Source organism: Cellulophaga omnivescoria, assembly GCF_001999725.1.
GTDB lineage: Bacteria > Bacteroidota > Bacteroidia > Flavobacteriales > Flavobacteriaceae > Cellulophaga > Cellulophaga omnivescoria.
Genome location: NZ_MDDP01000049.1, coordinates 1 through 23,099, shown reverse-complemented (window position 1 = coordinate 23,099; position 23,099 = coordinate 1). Strand labels below are relative to the sequence as shown.

The 23,099-nt window shown below is 31.7% G+C and carries 24 protein-coding genes; 14 read left to right on the top strand and 10 right to left on the bottom strand.

Annotation, left to right across the window (positions count from 1 at the left end; genetic code table 11):
- The 7 genes from BFJ87_RS17095 to BFJ87_RS15225 all read left to right on the top strand — a co-directional run.
- On the top strand, positions 1-1,206 hold a 1,206-nt coding region (locus tag BFJ87_RS17095), incomplete at its 5' end, for a collagen-like domain-containing protein (protein ID WP_139344265.1).
- A 31-nt stretch (positions 1,207-1,237) separates the two neighbouring features.
- Positions 1,238-3,256: a T9SS type B sorting domain-containing protein gene (locus BFJ87_RS15250; RefSeq protein WP_077406603.1), complete on the top strand. Its 2,019-nt coding sequence runs from the start codon at positions 1,238-1,240 to the stop codon at positions 3,254-3,256.
- Between the two features lie 10 nt (positions 3,257-3,266).
- Positions 3,267-4,220 (top strand): PorP/SprF family type IX secretion system membrane protein, encoded by a 954-nt coding sequence (locus tag BFJ87_RS15245; protein ID WP_077406600.1) that lies wholly within the window; start codon positions 3,267-3,269, stop codon positions 4,218-4,220.
- Between the two features lie 108 nt (positions 4,221-4,328).
- Positions 4,329-4,856 (top strand): isopentenyl-diphosphate Delta-isomerase, encoded by a 528-nt coding sequence (gene idi / locus BFJ87_RS15240; RefSeq protein ID WP_077406597.1) that lies wholly within the window; start codon positions 4,329-4,331, stop codon positions 4,854-4,856.
- 1 nt (position 4,857) lies between these two features.
- Positions 4,858-5,265 carry a 6-pyruvoyl trahydropterin synthase family protein gene (locus tag BFJ87_RS15235; RefSeq protein ID WP_077406594.1) on the top strand — a complete coding sequence of 136 codons (408 nt, stop codon included), beginning with the start codon at positions 4,858-4,860 and terminating at the stop codon, positions 5,263-5,265.
- Positions 5,266-5,295: 30 nt separating this feature from the next.
- Positions 5,296-6,258 carry a type I phosphomannose isomerase catalytic subunit gene (locus BFJ87_RS15230; RefSeq protein ID WP_077406591.1) on the top strand — a complete coding sequence of 321 codons (963 nt, stop codon included), beginning with the start codon at positions 5,296-5,298 and terminating at the stop codon, positions 6,256-6,258.
- An 86-nt stretch (positions 6,259-6,344) separates the two neighbouring features.
- Positions 6,345-6,614, top strand: coding sequence for a hypothetical protein (locus BFJ87_RS15225; RefSeq protein ID WP_077406588.1), 270 nt, complete (start codon positions 6,345-6,347; stop codon positions 6,612-6,614).
- A 56-nt stretch (positions 6,615-6,670) separates the two neighbouring features.
- On the opposite strand, the gene BFJ87_RS15220 is transcribed toward BFJ87_RS15225, so the two are convergent.
- The 6 genes from BFJ87_RS15220 to BFJ87_RS15195 form a co-directional block, all read right to left on the bottom strand.
- The gene (locus BFJ87_RS15220; protein WP_077406585.1) at positions 6,671-7,381 is read right to left on the bottom strand and encodes a DUF4369 domain-containing protein; all 711 of its coding nucleotides are present in this window, start codon (positions 7,379-7,381) and stop codon (positions 6,671-6,673) included.
- A gap of 84 nt (positions 7,382-7,465) precedes the next feature.
- Positions 7,466-8,767, bottom strand: coding sequence for a DUF819 family protein (locus tag BFJ87_RS15215; RefSeq protein ID WP_077406582.1), 1,302 nt, complete (start codon positions 8,765-8,767; stop codon positions 7,466-7,468).
- Positions 8,768-8,807: 40 nt separating this feature from the next.
- Positions 8,808-9,608, bottom strand: coding sequence for a Cof-type HAD-IIB family hydrolase (locus tag BFJ87_RS15210; protein ID WP_077406578.1), 801 nt, complete (start codon positions 9,606-9,608; stop codon positions 8,808-8,810).
- 20 nt (positions 9,609-9,628) lie between these two features.
- Entirely contained in the window at positions 9,629-10,567 is a 939-nt protein-coding gene (locus BFJ87_RS15205; RefSeq protein WP_077406575.1) for an alpha/beta hydrolase, read from the bottom strand.
- A gap of 2 nt (positions 10,568-10,569) precedes the next feature.
- Positions 10,570-10,740, bottom strand: a complete 171-nt coding sequence (locus BFJ87_RS15200) for a DUF4177 domain-containing protein (RefSeq protein WP_077406572.1) — start codon at positions 10,738-10,740, stop codon at positions 10,570-10,572.
- A gap of 48 nt (positions 10,741-10,788) precedes the next feature.
- Entirely contained in the window at positions 10,789-13,035 is a 2,247-nt protein-coding gene (locus tag BFJ87_RS15195; protein ID WP_077406569.1) for a transglycosylase domain-containing protein, read from the bottom strand.
- A 106-nt stretch (positions 13,036-13,141) separates the two neighbouring features.
- Here BFJ87_RS15195 and BFJ87_RS15190 point away from each other — a divergent pair, with 106 nt between their 5' ends.
- Positions 13,142-13,915: a S1/P1 nuclease gene (locus BFJ87_RS15190; RefSeq protein WP_077406566.1), complete on the top strand. Its 774-nt coding sequence runs from the start codon at positions 13,142-13,144 to the stop codon at positions 13,913-13,915.
- A 230-nt stretch (positions 13,916-14,145) separates the two neighbouring features.
- Here BFJ87_RS15190 and BFJ87_RS15185 read toward each other — a convergent pair whose 3' ends face one another.
- A complete protein-coding gene (locus BFJ87_RS15185; protein WP_077406563.1) occupies positions 14,146-15,018 on the bottom strand; it encodes an AraC family transcriptional regulator in 873 nt (290 codons plus the stop codon).
- Positions 15,019-15,258: 240 nt separating this feature from the next.
- Here BFJ87_RS15185 and BFJ87_RS15180 point away from each other — a divergent pair, with 240 nt between their 5' ends.
- Positions 15,259-15,849, top strand: coding sequence for a hypothetical protein (locus BFJ87_RS15180; protein WP_077406560.1), 591 nt, complete (start codon positions 15,259-15,261; stop codon positions 15,847-15,849).
- 62 nt (positions 15,850-15,911) lie between these two features.
- On the opposite strand, the gene BFJ87_RS15175 is transcribed toward BFJ87_RS15180, so the two are convergent.
- Both BFJ87_RS15175 and BFJ87_RS15170 read right to left on the bottom strand, forming a co-directional pair.
- Positions 15,912-16,271, bottom strand: coding sequence for a DoxX family protein (locus BFJ87_RS15175; protein ID WP_077406557.1), 360 nt, complete (start codon positions 16,269-16,271; stop codon positions 15,912-15,914).
- A gap of 4 nt (positions 16,272-16,275) precedes the next feature.
- On the bottom strand, positions 16,276-16,908 hold the full coding sequence (locus BFJ87_RS15170) for an MOSC domain-containing protein (protein WP_171974523.1): 633 nt from the start codon (positions 16,906-16,908) through the stop codon (positions 16,276-16,278).
- 177 nt (positions 16,909-17,085) lie between these two features.
- On the opposite strand from BFJ87_RS15170, the gene BFJ87_RS15165 reads away from it, so the two are divergent.
- From BFJ87_RS15165 to BFJ87_RS15155, 3 genes are read left to right on the top strand one after another with little or no spacing between them, the layout of a single operon-like run.
- Positions 17,086-17,706: an RNA polymerase sigma factor gene (locus BFJ87_RS15165; RefSeq protein ID WP_077406552.1), complete on the top strand. Its 621-nt coding sequence runs from the start codon at positions 17,086-17,088 to the stop codon at positions 17,704-17,706.
- A 5-nt stretch (positions 17,707-17,711) separates the two neighbouring features.
- On the top strand, positions 17,712-18,233 hold the full coding sequence (locus BFJ87_RS15160) for a hypothetical protein (protein ID WP_077406549.1): 522 nt from the start codon (positions 17,712-17,714) through the stop codon (positions 18,231-18,233).
- On the top strand, positions 18,217-19,257 hold the full coding sequence (locus BFJ87_RS15155; protein ID WP_077406546.1) for a hypothetical protein: 1,041 nt from the start codon (positions 18,217-18,219) through the stop codon (positions 19,255-19,257). The genes BFJ87_RS15160 and BFJ87_RS15155 overlap by 17 nt, the downstream gene beginning before the upstream one ends.
- A gap of 78 nt (positions 19,258-19,335) precedes the next feature.
- On the opposite strand, the gene htpG is transcribed toward BFJ87_RS15155, so the two are convergent.
- Positions 19,336-21,225: a molecular chaperone HtpG gene (htpG, locus tag BFJ87_RS15150; protein WP_077406543.1), complete on the bottom strand. Its 1,890-nt coding sequence runs from the start codon at positions 21,223-21,225 to the stop codon at positions 19,336-19,338.
- A 237-nt stretch (positions 21,226-21,462) separates the two neighbouring features.
- On the opposite strand from htpG, the gene BFJ87_RS15145 reads away from it, so the two are divergent.
- Both BFJ87_RS15145 and BFJ87_RS15140 read left to right on the top strand, forming a co-directional pair.
- Complete coding sequence (locus BFJ87_RS15145) at positions 21,463-22,473, top strand: 3-oxoacyl-ACP synthase III family protein (protein ID WP_077406540.1); 1,011 nt, start codon at positions 21,463-21,465, stop codon at positions 22,471-22,473.
- 224 nt (positions 22,474-22,697) lie between these two features.
- Positions 22,698-23,057 (top strand): CoA-binding protein, encoded by a 360-nt coding sequence (locus BFJ87_RS15140; RefSeq protein WP_077406537.1) that lies wholly within the window; start codon positions 22,698-22,700, stop codon positions 23,055-23,057.
- Positions 23,058-23,099 lie beyond the last annotated feature (42 nt).

Sequence of the window (23,099 nt, the reverse complement as noted above, 5' to 3'; positions counted from 1 at the left end):
GGGTGTGGGGGGAAGGGAAGTGGGGGTAGAGGAGAAATCGATGAAGAAGAGAGAAGATGTAAAGGAGACCAAGGTGACCAAGGAAGCACAAGGACTCAGGGATATCAAGGAGAAAAGGGAGACCAAGGAGATCAAGGACCACAAGGACTTCAAGGAATCCAAGGAGAAAAAGGAGACCAAGGTGACCAAGGACCACAAGGACTTCAGGGAATTCAAGGAGAAAAAGGAGATAAAGGCGACCAGGGCGACCAAGGAATCCAAGGAATCCAAGGAGATCAAGGACCACAAGGACCTCAAGGGCCTCAGGGACCACAAGGTCAAGCTGGACAAGATGGGCAAAAAGGAGATAAGGGAGATAAAGGAGATAAAGGAGATCAAGGAGAAAGAGGTGCTACTGGGGCAACCGGAGCTCAAGGGCCTCAGGGACCACAAGGTCAAGCTGGACAAGATGGACAAAAAGGTGATAAGGGAGATAAAGGAGACCAAGGAGAAAGAGGTGCCACTGGAGCAACAGGTGCTCAAGGACCACAAGGTCCTGCAGGTCAAAAAGGAGATCCAGGCGATCCTGCATCCGATGATCAAACATTATCAACAAATGGTAATGCAGGTTATGTAGCTATATCAGGAGGTAACAATGTTACTATAAATGTTGATGATGCAGATTCTGTAATCGGTAACGAATACAATACTAACTTTAGAGTAGTAGGTAATAATTTAAGATTAACAGATGGTGGAGGAAACTTTAATGTTCCATTATCAGATTTAGGTTCAGATGATCAATATGATGATGAAGTAGAGTTACGTACACCTATAGATGTAGACGAAGGTGGAGAAGCATCTCCAACAGCAGAAACTAATGTACAAGAGGTAATACAAGCTATCGCTCCAATTACATCTAAAGCGGCACGTATATTTTACCCACCGTCTGTAGAAGTAGATGTAGCAACAAACGGAACTAAGACATTAGATTTATATGACGAATATATTAAGCAGTATGGAACACCAACTGTAGGTAGTGTTGGAGCACCATCAGCTTTACCAACATATACTAGAACAGAATTATATTATTATGTTACTTATGCAGATCCTACAGTGTTTAATACAGCAACAATGAATATAAATGCAAATGGTGTTTTAACATATACAGTAACTAATCAACCTACAGACTACAACACTTTAATAAACGTTGTATTTGTAGTAAAGTAAGCTAAAGCGAATAAAAACTTATCCTAGAAATTTGAAATCAATTAAAACATATAAATTTTTATTCGCTCTGCTACTAGGCTTGTTCTGCGCTAATGTAATTAGTGCTCAATTTTTATTGCAAGCACCAAATAGTACAGACGAGAATAATTATAAATGGTACAACGCAGCAGATACCAGTACCGTTTTGGGTACAGACTTCTTTTATGAAGTGAGTCAGCCAGGCGTATATTTTGCAACTTATGATGGTACCTTGTGTGGTAAAAACGCAAGTACATATTTTATACTTACAGATTGTAATACACCAAACAACGAGGTTACATTAGATATTTCTGCAAATATTTCATCAGGGGCATCTGTAAGTTGGTCACCAGCGTTAGCAGGAGATCAAACAGCTCCACAAGTTATAGCAACTAAAGATGTTGTAAAATATGTAGCAACATTGCTTAAAGCAGGTAACTCTGTTCAGCTACCTAGTTTTAAGGTAGTATGTATGAGTGAGGCAAGTGATTTAGAAAATGATATTGTTACAGTAGATGAAGACACCTCAATAATTGTAGATATTTTTGCTAATGATAATGGTTTACCTAATCCTGGTACATTAACAACTTCAGACCCCGTAAATGGTACGGTAACTATTGACGATAATGGAACACCTAATATTCCGTCTGATGATATTGTTACGTATGTTCCGGATGCAGACTATAATGGTCCAGACTCTTTTACATACACCGTGTGTAATAGTTATGGCGATTGTAGTACAGCAACAGTAGATGTTACCGTAGTACCAATTTTAGATACACAGGATGATGTAGTTGCAACAGATGAAGATGAAACAATTATAATAGATAATTGGCATTTAAATGATAACGATTTACCTACCAATGGTACATTTACAACAACAGATCCATCTAATGGTACAATTGTAGTAGACAATAACGGTACGCCAAATAATCCGGCTGATGATATCATTACATACACACCAAATCCAGGTTATATTGGTAGAGATACTTTTACTTATACCCTTTGTGATACTCTTGGTAACTGTAGTACATCTACAATTACTGTTATTGTTAATGAGTCTGAAATGACAGATTTAGATGCAGATAATGATGGTATACTTGATAGCTTTGAAGATCTTAACCTAGACGGAGACAATAATCCGGCTACAGATCCTACGGATACAGATGGTGATGGAATTCCAGATTATTTAGATATAGATGCAGATGATGATGGTATCCCAGATAACGTAGAGGCTCAAACTACAGCAGGTTACATACCTCCAAGTGGTTTAGATGAAAACGGTAATGGTTTAGATGATGCTTATGAAACTGATGGTAATTTAGGAATTTTCCCAGTAGATACGGATGGTGATAGTTTACCAGATTATTTAGATGAAGATAGTGATAACGATGGAGTGCCAGATGTAATAGAAGCTAATGATACAGACAGTAATGGTATTCCAGATGATACATTTGTAGGGTCTGATAAGGATAATGATGGTCTTGATGATGGTTTTGAAGGGTCTACTACTATTGATGATGATAAAAATGATGAAATAGATGATCCTATAAACGACTTACCAAACTCTGATGGCGATGGTGAGTTAGATTATAGAGATACTGATGATGACGGAGACGGCATACCAACTATTGATGAAGATATTAATAATGATGGTGATTTTGCAAATGATGATGCAGACGGTGATGGTATTCCAGATTATTTAGATTTTCCAGAATCAGAAGAAGATGGTATAGAAATATTTAATGTAGTTACACCAAACGGAGATGGTATACATGATGTGCTTAAAATAACAGGACTAGAGAGGTTCCCTAATAACACTATTAGAATTTATAATAGATGGGGAGTACAAGTGTTTGTTACTAAGTCTTATGACACTCAAAACAATAATTTTGACGGTACATCTCACGGTAGAGTTACAGTTAATAAAGATAAAAAATTACCAGTTGGAACATATTTTTATGTGTTAGATTATACCACACCAGCAGGTAAAACTAAACAGCTTAGCGGCTACATATATTTAAACAAATAGCATTAAGTTTATGAGCGCAACAACAAAACATTTTAAACTACTAATAGCAAATATATTGCTCTTAGTCCTTGGTACCGTATCTGGTTGGGCACAACAAGATGCGCAATACACACAATACATGTATAATACCATAAGTATAAATCCGGCCTATGCAGGTTCTCGTGGTCATATGAGTGTTGGTTTATTACACAGATCTCAATGGGTAGGTCTAGAGGGGGCGCCAAAAACGCAGACCTTTAACTTTCATACACCACTTGGTTATAGGGGAGTTGGAGTTGGTTTTTCTGTAGTTAATGATGTTATTGGACCAACTTCAGAAACCTATTTTGATGGTGATTTTTCATACACAATATATACCTCTGTAGAAGGAAGATTATCATTTGGTTTAAAAGCAAGTGCACATTTGTTAGATGTTCGTTTTTCAGAATTAAACCAAGATAATAGCAATGGTGTAGATCCAACTTTACAGCAAGACATTGATAATAGATTTTCACCAAATGTTGGAGCTGGAGTATATTATCATACAGAAAAATTTTATGCAGGTTTATCTGTTCCAAGAATATTAGAAACAAAGCATTTTGCAGAGGGTTCTAACCCAACAGTAGCAAATGAGCAAATGCATATTTATTTAATGACAGGGTATGTATTTGATTTAAATGAATCTGTAAAGTTTAAACCAACAATTTTAACTAAAGGTGTAAAAGGTGCGCCATTACAAGTAGATTTATCTGCTAATTTTATGTTTAACGATAAATTTATTTTAGGAGGAGCTTACCGTTGGAGTGCCGCATTTAGTGGTATGTTTGGTTTTCAGGTATCCGAAGATTTTATGATAGGACTAGCCTACGATAAAGAAACAACAGAACTAGGTAGTACTTCTTTTAATGATGGCTCTTTTGAGGTAATGTTGCGTTATGACTTTATAAAAACTAAGAAAAATTTAAAATCGCCTAGATTCTTTTAATTTAATAATTTAGCGATAAAATAGATGAAAAACACTTTTACTTGTAAAGGTGTTTTTTCTTTTTTATGTTGCTCATAAATAACATAAAGGTCTTATTTTTGTAATATTATGATTGAAGAACAAGTAATATTAGTTAACGAACAAGACCAGCAAATAGGTACAATGGGTAAAATGGAGGCTCATGAAAAAGCACTCCTCCATAGAGCATTTTCTGTATTTGTAATGAATGACAAAGGAGAAACAATGTTGCAGCAACGTGCATCAGAGAAATACCACTCTCCTTTGTTATGGACCAACACCTGTTGTAGTCACCAAAGAGTAGGTGAATCTAACTTAGAAGCAGGCAAGAGAAGGTTGCAAGAAGAAATGGGATTTGTAACAGAACTAAAAGAACTTTTTTCATTTATATACAAAGCTCCTTTTGATAATGGTTTAACAGAACATGAATTAGATCATGTAATGATTGGCAAGTTTAATGATGAGCCCAATATAAACAAAGAAGAAGTAGAAGATTGGAAATGGATGGCTTTAGATGATATAAAAATAGATATCCAGAAAAACCCTAAAAATTATACAGAATGGTTTAAAATAATTTTTGACCGTTTTCATAAATACACATTACAAAACCAATACTAATATGAAGGTTAAAGTAAGTAGAAAAGCACATTTTAATTCGGCTCACAGACTACACAATAAAGCCTGGGATGCAGAAAAAAATAAAGCAGTTTTTGGCTTGTGTAGTAATCCAAATTATCACGGTCACAATTATGAGCTTATAGTTAGCGTTGCAGGAGAAATAGATCCTATAACAGGCTTTGTGATGGATATGAAGGTTTTAAAAGATCTTATTAAAGAAAAAGTAGAAAAAGCCTTAGACCATAAAAATTTAAATATAGAGGTTCCAGAGTTTAAAGAGCTAAATCCAACTGCAGAAAATATTGCTGTAGTAATTTGGAACAAGCTTAGACCAGAGATTGATGCATCTAAAGACTTGGAAATTGTATTGTATGAGACGCCAAGAAATTACGTTACATATTCTGGATAATTAAATAGTAAACTTATAAACAACACATATATGTATCCGTTAAAATTTAATCCTATTTTAAAAGAAAGACTTTGGGGTGGTACCAAGTTAAGAGATGTTTTAAATAAGCCTATAGAAAATGATATAACAGGTGAAAGCTGGGAATTATCTACAGTTAAAGGAGATGTTTCTATTGTAGCTAACGGAGATTTGTTGGGAACATCTTTGCAAGAATTGATAAATACAAAAACGAATGACCTTTTAGGAAAAAGTGTTGCAGAACGTTTTGGAACAGAATTTCCTATACTAATTAAGTTTATAGACGCTAAGCAGGATCTATCGGTGCAACTGCATCCTAATGATGAATTAGCTAAAAAAAGGCATAACTCATTTGGAAAAACAGAAATGTGGTATGTAATGGATGCAGACCAGGACGCAGAGCTTATTGTAGGTTTTAATAAAGATGTGGCAAAGGAAGAGTACGCAGCAAGTATTGAAAATGATACATTGCTGGATTTATTAAATTATGAAAAAGTACAAGAAGGTGATACTTTTTTTATTAATACAGGAAAAATACACGCAATTGGTGCGGGTGTTTTATTAGCCGAAATACAGCAAACTTCTGACGTAACTTATAGAGTTTTTGATTTTAACCGTAAAGATAAAAACGGAAATTTAAGGGAGCTACATACAGAGCAAGCTTTAGATGCTATAGATTACACTAAAAAGGACGATTTTAAAGTTGCTTATAGTACAGGGAAGAATGAGGTAAACACCATGGTAGATTGCCCTTATTTTAAAACTAATTTTATAGAGTTAACAGATAATTTAAAACAAGACGTAGCCAATAGAGATTCATTTACTATTTATATGTGTGTTGGAGGTGCTGCTACTGTAAAAAATGAATACGGAGAAGCAAGTCTCGTTAAGGGGGAAACAATTTTAGTGCCTGCAATGTCTACATCTATAGAAATAGTTTCTAACGGAGCAAAATTGTTAGAAGTAACTATTTAAACTATTTATTACTTAAGCTAATATATTATACATAAGAAACTATTTGTATAAGTTAAATATGTATTTTTGCATAAAAATTAATACAAATGGCAAGCATAAGAGATTTAAAAAAAGACATAAATTTTGTTTTAGGAGATATTATTGAAGCGGTTTACTTTTGGGAAGCAACTTCAAACTCTAAAGATTCTAAAGAAGGTTCTAAAATTATAGATTCTGCAATTGCTACTTTTGATGAGTTAATCGCTAAAGTAAACAATAAAGATGTTGATAATAGAAGTAAGCATTTAACAGCAGTACGTACAGAGCTAGAAACTAAAGCTACAGAATTAGTTGCGGAGATTAATAAATTAGGTTAATTTTTACTGTTTACACAAAATAAAAACATCCGCCAATGGCGGATGTTTTTTTATGTTTATTTGTTAGCAGCTTTTACTTTGCTAATATGTTCTTTTAACTTTTTACCATACTTAGAAATAGATATACTATCTGGCAATGAATTGTATATAGAATCTAAGTACTTAACATTTACATCTGGTACTTCTGTTAAGGCTAAATAAGGTGCTACGTAAGACTCTTTATGGTTTAAGGAGTAATTTAAAGCATATAAATAACCACGTAGGTTGTTTTTAGATAGCATTTTGTTTAAAGAATCTATGGCTTGTTCATTACCTTGTATACCTGGTAATTGTGCTGTTTGTGCTAAACGTAGAGCTTCTGCGTTAAATTTAGAAGCATTTTTTCTAAACTCTTCTAGTTTTTTTTGAGAATCAGACCCTTCAATTTTAGCATTTAATGCAAAAGTATTCCAGGCTGTGTTAATTGTAATAGTACCTGGTTCTCCAAAAAATGTAATTCTATCATTAAATTCAGAGTTGTCAGATTTATCTAAATATAAATAAAATATTTCAGGGCTTTCCAATTCGGCAGATAGGCTATAATTGCCATCTCCTTTAATTTGTAAAGAGTCTACTGTAACTAAAACAGTATCATTAACTTTTTGTAAATACAGTGTTCCTTTTTTTAGGCCTTTTACATTACCAGAAACAACCATTGTGTTTTTAGTTGTAGAATTACAAGCAACAATGCTCAAACCAACTAGAAACAGAAGAAAAAATCTATTCATTTTATAATTTTTTAAGTGCAGCAAATATCACTAATTTTTCTTAAAAAATAGTTAATGCCTTTTGTTTTGTGTATAACTTTTTAATTAAAGAGAAGAGGCAACCTCCATAAGGTAGGCACAAAGTAATGCACCACCTGTACCAACTACATAACCAAAAACAGCAAGTAATACTCCCACAGAAGTTAACGATGGGTGAAACTCTGCCGCTACAATAGGAGCAGAAGCTGCACCACCAACATTGGCTTGGCTACCCACAGCTAAAAAGAAGTAAGGAGCTTTTATAAGCTTAGCTACTAATATTAGTAAACCAGCGTGTATAGCAATCCATATTAGGCCAATAACAATAAGTCCTGGGTTCTCTAATACTTTACCCAAATCCATTTTCATACCAATAGTAGCAACTAAAATGTATATAAAAACACCACCTATTTTACTAGCACCAGCACCTTCTAAGTTTTTAGCTTTAGTAAAAGATAATGCAATACCAGCAATAGTTGCAAAAACAACCATCCAAAAGAAACTAGAGCCTAAAAAAGATAAAAAGCTTTTTTTATCTGCTACAGCGGCAACATTGTTTTCTAAATAAGAACTTATATTACCACCTAAAAAATGCGCTAAACCTACTGCTGTAAATGCTAAGAAAAGCAACATCATATAATCTTGCGTTGTTGGTGTTCTGGTAATTTTTTCTGTAAAGGCAGTTACTTTTATTTTTAAGGTTTCTATAGCAGAAGCATCTGCTTTTAACCATTTATCAATTTTTGTGGTTTTACCTACACCTAACAAAATTATAGCCATCCAAATGTTTGCTACAACTACATCTATAAGCACCATACCACCATATTTTTCTGGATTATACTTAAAAATTTCTAGCATAGCAGCTTGGTTAGCACCACCACCTATCCAACTACCAGCAATGGTAGATAGTCCTCTCCAAATAGCATCAAAATCATTACCGCCAACAGTATCTGGAGAAAAAACTGATACTATTAATATTGCTATTGGTCCGCCAATAATAATACCAACAGAACCTGTTAAAAACATAATTAAAGCTTTAGAGCCAAGGTTGGTAATAGCTTTTAAATCTATACTCAATGTCATTAAAACTAAAGCTGCAGGCAACAAATACCTACTAGCCATATAGTACAAACCAGACTCGTGTTCTGTTACAACGCCAGCATCATCTACTGTTTTCCAAGTTTCTGCAATAATACCTGTAGAAGTTAAAATTGCAGGGAGTAAATAACAAAGTAATATACCAGGAACAATGGTGTAAAATTTACTCCAAAATCCTGTTTTTTTAGCTGAGGTGTAAAAAACAAAACCTAAGCAAAGAGTTAATAATCCAAAAACAACTTTATCATCTGTAATAAGTGGTTCTATCATAAATAGTTTAGTTCTAAAAAGTGAGTTTTCTCAAATATACTTAAATTAAGATGTTTTGCTTTATAAAGTGCGCAACTCCGTTCTCTGTGTTTTTAAGCGTTACGTGCTTAGCAATTGCCTTAACTTCTGTTCTTCCGTTTTCTACAGCAACACCACAGCCTACGTGGGTAAGCATTTCGATATCATTATAATTATCACCAAAAGCAATTACCTCTTCTAAAGTTTCATTCTGTAATAGTAATTCTATAGCAGATAGTTTAGATATTGTTTTGGGAGCAACTTCTATTAAAGTATCATTAGATCTGTAAAAATGTAGACTTTCGCCTAGGGTAGACGTTAAAACACTAAAAATAGCATCTGTAGTCTGTTTAGTACCCATTAGCATTATTTTATGAGCACCAACACCTCTCTTTTCCCAATTTACTAAAGTTATTTTAGTGTCTTCAAAAATAGGTTCTGCTTTGGTATGGTGAATTTCTTTTTGCACACGTTCTGAGTCTTCCGGTACGTACCATTCATCCATATAATACAAGCCCATTTTTACAGTGTGTTTTTCTGCAATTTTGTGTATGGTTTGCAATTCTTTGCAACTAATAAAAGTAGAAAATAGTTGTTTGTCATTATCTAAAACCAAAGCACCATTATAACATATAATAGGTAAATTTTCTATACCTAATCTTTCTTGTAAATAGCGCATAGATTTTGGCATTCTGGCAGAAACTAAAATTACTTTAAGGTGGTTTTTTATTCTGTTTATTTCTTTTATGGTTACGTCAGAAACATCATTTTTTGTGGTAAGTAAGGTTCCGTCTAAATCAGAACACAAAATTTTATAAGTCATTATTATTGGATCTCAAGTTTTTATTTAGATACAAATTTATCTATAGTATTAATAAGCTCTTTAGATATTTTATAGTCTTTTGATGTATAAGCTTCTTGGTTTTCAACTATAGAATTTACAACCTTTAAAACGTGATTCATTTTAGGAATAATTTTTAAAGTAGCTTTAGGGTGTGCGTCTTTTAATAATTGTGCATCGGCTGTACTAACTTGAAGATCTGCATCACCATTTAAAATTAAAACAGGAATTTGCAATTTTTTAATTTCAGTTGCGGGATTTTCTGTAGCCCATTCTTTTATGAATTTTTGATAAACTGGTTGAAAAACACTAATTAAAAGCGGATTAACCTCTTTGATAGTATCTGTTTGTACTAATTCTTCAAATTGTTCTTTGGCTGCTTTGCCTAAGTCAGGATTTTGAGCTGTTAATTGTTCTACAATTGTTTTGTCAAAAGTTTTTCCTGGCCCAGCTAATGATATGTAAGAAGCAACAGCTTTATCATTACGTGTATTAATAGCCAACATACCCACCAAAGAGCCTTGGCTATGGCCAATTATTGTAATGCCACTAAAGCGTTTGTCGTTTTTAAAATAATCTATGGCTACGTTAGCATCATCTACAAAACCTTTAAAGCTAATATCTTTTACACTTTTTAAATTGTTTAGATTTGCAGATCTCTTGTCATAGCTATAAAATGAAATTCCTTTAGCATTTAAACTATCTCTAAGGGTTTTTATGTAGCCAATTTGCATAAGTGTACCGGCTTGGTTACCATTACGGTCTCCATTACCAGAACCTTGAATAAAAATTACAAGAGGTGTTTTCTTTTTAGATGGTGCTACTGTTAAAGTACCAGGTAAACTAATGTCTCCGTTTTTTAAATCTAGTTCTTCAGTTTTTATTTCTTGAGCAAAAATTAGAATTGGGAATACCAAACACAGTATTAGTAGTTTTTTCATGATTACCTGTTTTTATCGCGCTCTAAAATTACCTTAAATAAACTTGAGCTATTCATAACAATAGAAGATTTTACTACCCAACCTTGTTTAGCTAATGAGTTTAATTCATCTTCAAAATCACTATCTGTATTGCGAAATTTGGTTCTTTGTCTAATAATTTTATATTCCTTCATTTTCTAGTTGGCGTTTTGTTAGAGTTGGCTAAATATATTAATAAGCAATTAACTACGTTTAAAATCCTTTCTTTTTTTCTTGTTAGGATTTTTAAATAAACGTTTAAAAAAACCATCTTTTTTGGTAGGATCGCAGTCTAATGACTGTAAAACGGCGTCTGTAGGTTTATTAAATTTAGCTTTAGTAATATAATTAAAATCACTGTCTTTATTCATTTTTTGCAGAAATAAAGCAAAAGCTGGTAGAGCAGCATTTGCACCTTGACCAAGAGCTGTACTTTTAAACCCTATTTCATGATTGTCTAATCCAACCCAAGTAACACTTACTAATTTTGGAGTTACACCTACAAACCAAGCATCTTTATTGTTTTGTGTTGTTCCCGTTTTGCCTGCAATGTCATTAGTTAATTTGTAAGTGTTTCTAATTCTAGCTGCAGTACCTGTATTAATAGTAGCTTTCATTAGCTCTAACATAATCATATTAGTTTCATTAGAAAACGCAGTTTGCTTAGCAATTTTAGGTTCAAAGGTTTCTATAATAGAGTCTTTGTTAGTAGTAATTTGTTTAATTAAAAACGGAGTACTGTGTTTGCCATTATTTGCAAAAGTGGTGTATGCTTTTGCAAGCTCGTTAATTTTAACTTCTGCAGTACCTAAAGCCAAAGAAGGCTCGTTAGGTAGCTCTGTAGAAATCCCCATTTTTTTAGCTTGTTCAATAGTATTTTTTATTCCTGCTTTTTCTAAAACTTTTACAGCAACAGTGTTTACAGAGTTGCTTAACGCTTCTTCCATAGAGTAGTTAAGAAAACTTTCATCTTTAGAGCCAGAGTTAGACGGGCTCCATTTTTTTAAATTTTTATATTCTACCTCTTGTGCAGAAAAGTAGGTGCAAGGGCCAATACCTTGCTCTAAAGCAGTGGTATATACAATTGGTTTAAAAGTAGAACCAACTTGCCTTTTACTTTGCGATATATGATCGTACTTAAAGTGTTTAAAGTTAACACCGCCAATCCAAACTTTTACTTCTCCGGTAGCAGGGTCTACAGCCAAAGAGCCAATATTTAAAAATTTACTATAATGTTTAATACTGTCTATAGTACTTGCTTGTATTGTAATGTCTTTATCCCAAGTGGCTAAAGTCATTGTCTTTTTTTTATTTAAAGAGTCTAATATTTGTTTTTCGGGTAAGTTTAGTGCTTTTAGCTTTTTATAAGGTAATGATTGTTTTACCGTTTTGTTAATAATACTTTTATTGGTTAGCCACGGTGCATTTTTACCATAACTTTTTTCAAAGTCAGACTGTAATTTTTTCATATGCTCTTGCATTGCTTCTTCAGCCAATACCTGCATTTTATAATTTAAAGTAGTGTATATTTTTAAACCAGATGTGTAAATATTTAAATTTTCACCACTTGCATTTTTATCTTTAGTCCATTTTAATAATTGTTTTCTAACTTCTTCTCTAAAATAAGGAGCAATACCATCATTATAATTAAAGTCTCTATAATCTAATTTTAAAGGTGTTTTAATAAGACTATCTTTTTGTTTTTCATTTAAATAGCTATTGTTATACATAGCTTGCATAACTAAGTTTCTACGACTAATGCTTTTTTTAGGAAAAACTCTTGGGTTGTAACCGTAGGTAGCTTTTAACATACCAATTAATGTTGCAGCCTCTGGTATAGATATATCTTTAGTGTGCTTGTTAAAAAACTTTAGAGAAGCACTTTCTATACCGTGTGTGTTGTCTCCAAAGGAAACCTGATTTAAATAATGATATAAAATTTCTTCTTTACTATAAATACTTTCTAATCTGCGAGCAACAAACATTTCTTTAAGTTTAGCAACAACTAAATTAAGCTTGCCACGTTTGGTTCTTGGGTATAAGTTTTTTACTAATTGCTGACTAATGGTGCTTCCGCCGCCAGAAGATTTATCTTGCAACAAAACACTTTTAAAAGCAACCCTAAACATACTTTTATAGTCAACTCCAGTATGGTTGTAAAAACGTTCATCTTCAATTGCAACTAATGCTTCTGTTAAATGTTTTGGAAAATCAGTAAAAGGAATTGGTTGCCTGTCTTGCAAATAATATTTACCAATTAAAACACTATCAGCAGAATAAACTTCTGATGCTTGCTGGTATTTTAATGTAGTTAATTCTTTTGAGCTAGGTATTTTTCCCCACATACCTATATAAACACTAGTAATAAAAAGTATAATAATAAATATTAATACAACTACACTAGCTAGTGTGTATCTTATATATGGATTCTTAATTTTGTGTAATTTCAAAATATTTTGTTTTTGTGCATAAGGATAAGTTAAAAAAATAAAACCAACTAAAAAATTAGATTACTTTAACTTTCATTTTTCTATTTTTGCCAAAATTAAAATTATAATGAAAAAGATAAGTATACTCCTTTTTTTAGCGGTTCAAGTTTCTTTTGCCAACAATATTTTTTGGGGTAAAACAGGGCATAGGACTGTTGGTGAGGTAGCACAAAAAGAACTAAGCAGAAAAGCAAAAAAGGCGATTAAAAAATTGTTAGAGGGACAAGATTTGGCTTTTGTGTCTAATTATGCAGATGAAATAAAATCTGACCGTGATTTTAAAGCTTATTATCCTTGGCATTATGTAAATTTTCCGGCAAATAAAAAGTATACAGAAATTACGCCTCCAGAAGAAGGAGATTTAATGGTTGGGATAGAAAAGTGTGTTGCCGTGTTAAAGGATGAGAAGAGTACAAAAAAAGATAAATCTTTTCATTTAAAAATGTTGGTTCACTTAATTGGAGATATGCATCAACCTTTACACGCTGGTCATGCAGAAGATAAAGGCGGTAATGATATACAAGTACGTTGGTTTAATGAAGGTTCTAATTTACACCGTGTTTGGGATTCTGATATGATAGAGTCCTATGGTATGAGCTATTCTGAACTTGCTAATGCTTTACCTAAAATAGATAAAAAGCAAAAAGCAAAAATACAAGACGGTACTATTTATGATTGGATAGAGGAATCTCAGAATTTGGCTGAAGAAGTATACAAATCTGCAGAAATAGGTGAAAAACTAAGTTACAGGTACAGTTACTTGCATATGGGTACACTACGTAAACAGTTGTTAAAAGGAGGTTTACGTTTGGCTAAGGTGCTAAATCAAATTTATAAATAGTTTTAACGATTATTTAGTAAATACAACTGTGTTTTTTTAAATTTTGGCATAACTGTTGCATTTTGTAAATTGTAGTTGTGTATGAGGACATTAGTAAGGCCATCCAAACTTAGTAAAGGCAGTATGTAACTAACATTATTTAGGATAACAGATAAAAAAATCGGTTTTAGATATATTTAAAACCGATTTTTTTATGTCTATATACAAGGAATAAGTTTTTATTTAAAAACTTAAGCAACTATAGTTTTAAGTTCATTTCTATATTCAGATGGATTTTGACCTGTAAATTTTTTAAAAGATTTATTAAAGTGAGAAAAATTGTTAAATCCGCACTCAAAACAAACCTCTGTAATACTCATTTTTTGTTCTGCTAATAATTTAGAAGCGTGTACCAACCTATATTCATTGGTAAACTGAATAAAAGTTTTGTTTGTAATTTTTTTAAAATACCTACAAAATGATGGTACCGTCATATTCACCAAAGAGGCAATGCTGTCCAATGTAATTTCTTCTCTAAAGTTTGTTTTAACGTAATTAAAAATAACATTAATACGGTCGTTATCTTTTACCTCTGTTTTCATAGCAAAACCTTCAGCATTTAATAAGGTATACTCGTTAGATTTTCCTAATTCATTTAAAATATTTAGTATAGATATTAAGCGCTGAAAATCTGTTTGGTATTCTAGTACCTCTATTTTATCTCCAATTTTAAGTTTAGTATTGCCATGAAAAGCAATACCACCCTTGCAAGTATCTAATAAAGATTTAATGTTTCTAAGCTCCGGTAGGTTAAAAAAGTTATCTCCTAAAAAGTTAGGCAACATTTGTACCACTGTTTCGCTCTTATTTTTTGTAAGCACATCTGTAAGTCCGCAATGTGGTAAATTACCATCAATTAAAATTAAATCTCCATCTGTGTAATAAGATATATGACTTCCAATTTGCCTTTTACCAGAACCTCCATTTACATAAACCAATTCTATCTCTGGATGATAATGCCATGTATTGTTTTTATTGTTGGTGGCTTCATCAAACTTTTGGTAAGTAAATGAGTGTCCAAAATCTGGAGCTATCGATTCAAAAATAGGTTTCTGATTTATCATCTGTAAAAAGTTATACTACAAAAATAGAATATATATGTATTTAAAAACACCTTTTTAAAAATATTTAGGGTGTTTTGTATGTTAAATTAACGTCAATGCAGTGTTTAGACACTATTATGGTTAATATAGCATATATATTGGAAAAAATAGAGGTGAAATAAACAGAATATGCCACATATATTTGCAGTGTAATTAATTACCAATTCATAACAAAAAGAATAACCCTAAAAAAGTAAACCTATGAAAACAATTTTTAAAATTTCCGCGTTAGTTCTGTTTCTATTTGTATCAACTGCTGGTTTTGCAATGGAAGAATCATCATTAGAATTGGTGACAAAAAAGAATTCAAAAGATTTAATCTTCAAATTTGAAGCTAGAAATCTACAAACAGTTGTAAAATTTGTAGATCAAAATTCTTCTGTATTTTATTCAGAAGAGATTCACGATAAATCGGTTTACAGTAAAAAGTTTAATGTAGAGAGTTTAGAAGACGGAAACTACTACTTAAACGTAGAAAATATGTTAAAAAAAGTTTCTTATGCTATACACATTAACAATGGAGAAGTTATAGTAGATGAGAAAAAAGAAGTTACTAAGCCTATTTTTCAGAAAAGAGGAGATTTAGTAGTAATGAGTTTTTTAAATAAAAATAAAGGTAAAGTAGTTGTTTCTGTATATGATTTAGAAGGAAACGAAGTTTACTCAGAAAATTTTGATAATAAATTAAGAGTAGAAAAAGCATTTAGATTTTCTAATTTTGCTGAAGAAGAATTTAGATTTGTTGTTGAAGTTAACAAAGATAGATACAGTAAATTAGTTAGTTTAAACTAATTAAGTTAAGTATTGTTGTGAGAGTTTAAGGAGGCTATTTTTATGGCCTCCTTTTTTTATGCTTAAAATTGCAAGTAGTAATAAGCCCAATACATTAAAACAAATTGTAATGGTATGCGTAAAATTAAAATATACATTGGTATGCCTGCTGCTGCTTTTTTACTAGATAGCATATAAAAATGAACAAGTAAAAAAACTGCTAACATTGCTATTAATGCATAAATAGCTAGGTTTTTAGTGTAAGTATAAACCAATCCTGTACCAATTACAACCTCTAAAATACCACTTATATAAACCAATAGTAAATGCTTTGGTAGGTACATTGGCATAATACGAGTATACATTTTTGGTTTAATAAAATGCATAATACCCGCAATTATATACAGTAAAGCCATAAGGTATAGGTGCCATGGATATATCATAATTTTAAAGGTATTTGGCTAAACGTAATCTCTTTTTTTCTGGTAAGGCCATATTGTTTACAGCTAATTTAACTGTGTCTGTATTTTTTTCCTTAGTAAAAAGTAATTTGTAAAAATCTTGTACCGTAAGTTTGTTTTTAGATTGTTCTACCAACGTAAAAATATCACCTGTATTAACTGTTCCTTCTTGTAAAATACGAACATAAGTGCCAGGACGGTTATGGTCTATAAATTGTTTTAGTATTTGTTGGTTTCCAAAACGTATACCTAGTTTATAACAAGGTTCTCTTGGTTGTGAAACTTGCACAATTGCAGTTCCTACTTTGTAAATATCGCCAATTCTAATTATTGCTTCATTTAGGCCTTTAACGGTAAGGTTTTCTCCAAACATTCCCCAATTCCAATCTAAATTAGGGTATAGTTTTTTCCAATAATCATAAACGTCTGCAGAAAATAAATAACAAGCTTTGTGGGTGCCTCCGTGGTGTTTACGATCTATAACAGCATCATTAACAACATCTGTGTTCATTAATTGTATTGGTTCAGTTGTTGGGTATTTATAAATTCCAGTTACTTCTTCTTTACCGTTCCACTGTATTTTGGTTGGTTTACCAAGGTTGGTTGCTACTACTTTCATCCTATAAAGATAAAAAACCATTGCATATAAATACAATGGTTTTTGTTAAGTAGTTGTAGTTAGTGTAAAATTGAAGCTTATAAAAATTATTACAAAAATAAATTTCGGGTATAAATACTTTAAAACTTACTTATTTTTAAACCATCACTAAAATTTAGTGATGTTTTTTTGTTAAAAATGAAACCCTTTAAAAAAGCAATCGTTTTTAAGATAGAATACTTACAAACATTTATGCAACAAACCACAAACCAATTAATTGCCGGCTGTAAAAAAGGAGATAAAAAATCTCAGGTACAGTTGTATACAAATTATTGTGACGCAATGTTTGTTATTGCTTGTAGGTATTTAAGAAACGAAGAAGATGCAAAAGATGCAATGCAGGAGAGCTTTATAAAAGCTTTTGGTAAAATTAATGATTACGAGTGTACATACACAATAGGAGCTTGGTTAAAACGAATTGTAATTAACCAATGCTTAGATGTGTTAAAAAAGCAAAAGTTAATTTTTGAGGATTTAGATGATGTTGTGTATGAGTTTGAAGAAGAATCTGATTGGTATTTTAATGATGCAATAACCAAAAAAGACGTGCTTAAAGCAATAGAGTCATTAACAGTTAAATACAAGTTAGTGGTGCAATTGTACTTAATAGAGGGGTATGATCACGAAGAAATATCACAAATTTTACAGTTGCCAATAAAAACATCTAGAACACATTTGCGTAGAGGAAGATTGCAGTTGCAAGAATTGTTAAATGAGACCAAAGTAAAAACGAATAAAGAAATTATTCAACAAAAATAAAGGAGATGAAAAATTTAAGAAACAGTTTTACTAAAGATGATTTTCCTAAAAAAGAATTACCAGTAACACATAAGGACGAGTTTTTAGAGAAGTTAGGTAATATGCCATCTGCAAAAAAGTATAATTATAGGTTTATGAAGATTGCGGCAGTATTTGTTTTACTTGTAGGGTTGGCATTTGTGTTTGTACAGCAGAATGCTACAGATGAAGAGGTAAATACAGTACAAATTACGGAAGAACTTAAAAAAGTAGAAACAGAGTATTTAGCCAATATAGATACAGAATGGAAGAATTTTTTAGCTGTGGCCACAGATGAAAAACTAATACGCAGGTATAAACAAAAGCTGACACAGTTAGATGCGGATTACAAACAAATTTCCAAAGAATTTAAAGCCGATAAAAATAACCTTTTTGTGGTAGAAGATTTAATTAGAAATCTGCAAACGCGTCTAAGTCTGCTTAAAGACATACAAGAACATATAAAAATATTAAACGCAAAAAAAGATCAAAATGAAACAGCAATATAAAATTTTACTATTGTTAATTTTAATTACAACAGGAGTAGTTAGTGCGCAAGAGGTAGTTGTGTATAAAAAGGATTTTGAAGTAAATAAAGAGGGTAATGTAACTGTTAATTTGTTTACTGATGATGTTTTAATAGAGAACTCTATTGATGATAAAGTACACGTAAATTACTCTGTTTCTTTTACTAAATACTCAAAAAGGCAAATACAAAATTATGTAGAAGCTATTAAAGTAACAACAGAGAAGGAAGATGGTAACCTGATAATAACAAGTAGAGGGAAAAATTTAAAATATCGTTTTTTTGAATTTGTAACAATGACTAATAGAGCCTTGAGTTTTAAAAGTAAGGATACTATTAATAGAAGAAAAACAAAAGATTCTATTGTAAAAGAAATACATGCTGGTTATAGGCCATATTTAAGGTCTATTAAAACTAAGCCTAATAAAACTAAGTATAAATATGAAAAATCTAAGAGGGCAAAGCCTAAGTTTGTAATTAAAGTTCCTGAGGGTGTTATTTTAAGAGTAAATGGTTCTGGTAGTCAAATTAATTTTGATAAAATAGAAAACCAGACTGAACTAAAAATAAAAAGAGGTGGTGTAATTTTAGATAAAATAACAAACAGCAAAAGTAGATTTCATATAAAGGATGGTTATTTTTATGCAAAAGAAATAGAAGGAGCTCAATTCTATTTTAATGATGTTTATAAAGCTTTAATTGGAAGCATTAAAAACGCAACTATAGAAAATGATTTTTCAAAAGTGGAAATTGCGGAGCTAAATGAAAATGTAGAAATAAAGGATTATAATGGTGTTTTTTGGTTTTACAATTTAAATAATAATAGCTTTAAATTAGATTCAGATTATTCTAAATTAAACCTATATGGTAAAAACGAGAATAATAATCTTATAAATGCCTTTAAATCTAAGGTTAAAGACGGTTTAAGCCCTGCAGCAAATTTTACGTTAGAGGATCAGAATATAAATTTAAAAGTAGCTAATGGTTTAATTTATTACCACAATTAAAAAGAGTGTAATTGATATAAAAAAATCCGCATTAAGTAGTTAATGCGGATTTTATATTTTTAAGTCTATGAGTAAATGTTACTTTACCATCTCGTAACTTCTTTTAATAAAGTTTGTAAGCTCTTCACCTTTTAATAAGCCTTTAGATAAGCGTGCTAAGTCTAAAGATTGGTTTATTAAACGTGTTTTTGTTTCTGGTGCATCTGCATTTAGAATTTCAGAAACTAGATCGTGGTTTGTGTTTACAATAAGGTTGTACATTTCTGGCATATTACCCATACCAAACATACCACCACCGCCACCGGTTTGTTGCATTTCTTTCATTCTACGCATAAACTCTGGCTCTGTAATTGTAAAAGGAGCAGCGTTACTATCCATAGCTTCTAACTGTACAGTAAAGCTTTTATTGGTAATAGTTTCTTCTAACTCTTTTTTAAGCGTTTCTTTTTCTTCTTCAGATAGTTTAGAGATCTGCTCTTCATCTTTCTTAATAAGATTGTCTATGTGGTCTGCATCTACTCTTGCAAAAGAAATATTCTCTTTAGAAGTTTCTAATTTTTGCATTAAGTGGCTAATGATAGGTGAGTCTAATAATAAAACTTCGTATCCTTTAGTTTTTGCAGCTTCAATATAACTGTGTTGTGCTTCTTTATTAGATGCATATAAAAGAACAAGTTTATTGTCTTTATCAGTTTGTGTAGCTTTTATTTTCTCTTGTAACTCTTCAAACGTGTAAAAAGCGCCATCTACTGTTGGGTACAATGCAAATTTGTCAGCCTTGTCAAAGAATTTATCATCAGAAAGCATTCCGTATTCAATAACAATTTTAATGTCATTCCATTTAGCTTCAAAATCTTCTCTATTATTTTTAAATAAAGACGATAGTTTATCTGCTACTTTTCTAGAAATGTATGATGATATTTTTTTAACAGCACCATCTGCCTGTAAGTATGATCTAGAAACATTTAACGGTATGTCTGGTGAGTCTATAACACCACGTAACATAGTTAAAAATTCTGGTACTATACCTTCTACATTGTCTGTAACAAAAACTTGGTTTTGGTATAGTTGTATACGGTCTTTTTGTATGTTTAAGTCGTTTGTTAATTTAGGGAAATATAAAATACCTGTTAAGTTAAACGGGTAATCTACATTAAGGTGTATATGAAACAAAGGCTCCTCAAACTGCATTGGGTAAAGCTCTCTGTAAAACCCTTTATAATCCTCTTCTTGTAAATCTGCCGGAGCTTTTGTCCAAGCTGGATTTGGGTTGTTTATAATATTGTCTACCTCTTGCGTTGGTGCAGGATCCTCTTCCTTAGCATCTTCTGGCTTAGGTAAAGTTTCTGTACGCATACCAAACTTAATTGGTACCGGCATAAATTTATTGTACTTGGTTAAAAGTTCATTAATCTTACTGTCTTCTAAAAACTCTGTAGAGTCATCTGCAACGTGTAAAATAATTTCTGTACCACGTTCTGTTTTATCTGCAGCTTCTAAAGTAAAGTTAGGAGAACCATCACAAGTCCAATGTGCAGCTGGCTCATCTTTAAAGCTTTTGGTAATAATTTCTACTTTATCTGCAACCATAAAGGCAGAGTAAAATCCAAGTCCAAAATGACCAATAATACCAGAGTCTTTAGCAGAGTCTTTGTATTTGTCTAAAAACTCTTCAGCACCAGAAAAAGCAACTTGGTTAATATACTTTTCTACCTCGTCTGCTGTCATACCAAGACCTTGGTCTATAATATGTATTTTTTTACCTTCCTTATCAACCTTAATTTCTATAACAGGGTTGCCATATTCTACTTTAGCTTCACCTATAGAAGTTAAATGTTTAAGTTTTAAAGTTGCATCTGTAGCATTAGATATTAACTCACGTAAAAATATCTCGTGGTCGCTATATAAGAACTTTTTAATAAGCGGAAAAATATTCTCAACGGATACATTAATTTTACCTGTCGCCATAATTAAATTGTATTTTTTATCCCTTTTAGGAAAACTGATTATTAATTTTTTTATTCTGTTATGGGTATGGCAAATAAAATACCAATTAAGCTATATATGACAAACTGACATTCTATTAAAAAATATCAGATTTTTTGGTTATCTTCAATTATTGCAATTAAAAATTATCATTATTTATATATTGCAGCTTTAAATTGGGTGTAGCCCAAACCAAACTAAGATATTAAAGTAAAAGTTATGTACAATTCAAAAATAATTGGCTTAGGTCATTATGTGCCAGAAAATGTAGTTACCAATGATGATTTATCTAAGGTAATGGATACTAATGATGCTTGGATACAAGAGCGTACTGGAATAAAAGAAAGAAGACATGTAGTTAAAGGAGATGGAGACACTACAACAACAATGGGTGTTAAGGCAGCTAAAATAGCAATAGAACGCGCAGGTATAGATAAAGATGATATAGATTTTATAGTTTTTGCCACACTAAGTCCAGATTATTATTTTCCTGGGCCGGGAGTTTTAGTGCAAAGAGATTTAGGTATTAAAACAGTTGGGGCATTAGATGTTAGGAACCAATGTTCTGGTTTTGTCTACGGTATATCTGTAGCAGACCAATATATTAAAAGCGGAATGTATAAAAATGTGCTTGTTATTGGTTCTGAATTACATTCTCACGGTTTAGATATGACAACACGTGGTAGAAGTGTTTCTGTAATTTTTGGTGATGGGGCAGGTGCAGCAGTATTAAGTAGAGCAGAAGACAATGAAACCGGAATTTTATCTACACATTTACATTCTGAAGGACAACATGCAGAAGAGTTATCTTTAATTGCCCCAGGGATGGGTAAACGTTGGGTAACCGATATTATTGAAGAGGCAGATCCCAATGATGAATCATATTTTCCGTATATGAACGGCCAGTTTGTATTTAAAAATGCAGTGGTTCGTTTTAGTGAGGTAATAATGGAAGGTTTACAGGCAAATAATTTAGAAGTGTCTGATATTGATATGTTGGTACCGCACCAGGCAAACCTTAGAATATCACAGTTTATACAAAAGAAGTTTAAACTAAATGATGACCAAGTGTTTAATAATATAATGAACTATGGTAACACAACAGCAGCATCTATACCAATTGCATTAACGGAAGCTTGGGAACAAGGTAAAGTTAAAAAAGGAGATTTGGTTATTTTAGCAGCATTTGGTAGTGGCTTTACCTGGGGTAGTGTTGTTATTAAATGGTAATTAATACGTTAAGTATATAAAAACATAAAGCCCAGAGCAGAACTCTGGGCTTCTTTGTCATCGATAGGCTATACTAAACACTAACCATTAACTATAAAAATACAGCGTTATCAATGACCTTATCTTAAAATGTCTATATTTAAATAACTATGTATAGTTATAAGACGTAAATTTTACAATAAAGTTACAATCGTTAACAATATTTAACATTAAATTTTCAAAAAATGTCTAAAACCCTTGTTTTTGGTGCTTCGTTGAATCCGAATCGGTATAGTTATCTTGCAATTAAGAAACTTAAAGAAAAGAACATAACAACTGTGGCATTTGGTAAAAATTTAGGGACTGTTTTACGTGTTCAAATTAAAGATAATTTAACCGAATTTCAAAATATAAATACAGTTACTTTGTATTTAAATCCATCTAAGCAGGTAGAATATTACAAAGATATAGTAAAATTACAACCAAAACGGGTAATATTTAACCCCGGAACAGAAAATTTAGATTTTTATAAAATACTGAAAAAGAACAACATAGAAGTGGTTGTTGGTTGTACTTTGGTAATGTTGGCTACAAACCAGTACTAAAAATATTATTTGTAATTTTTTTCAAAATAAATTACAAATAAT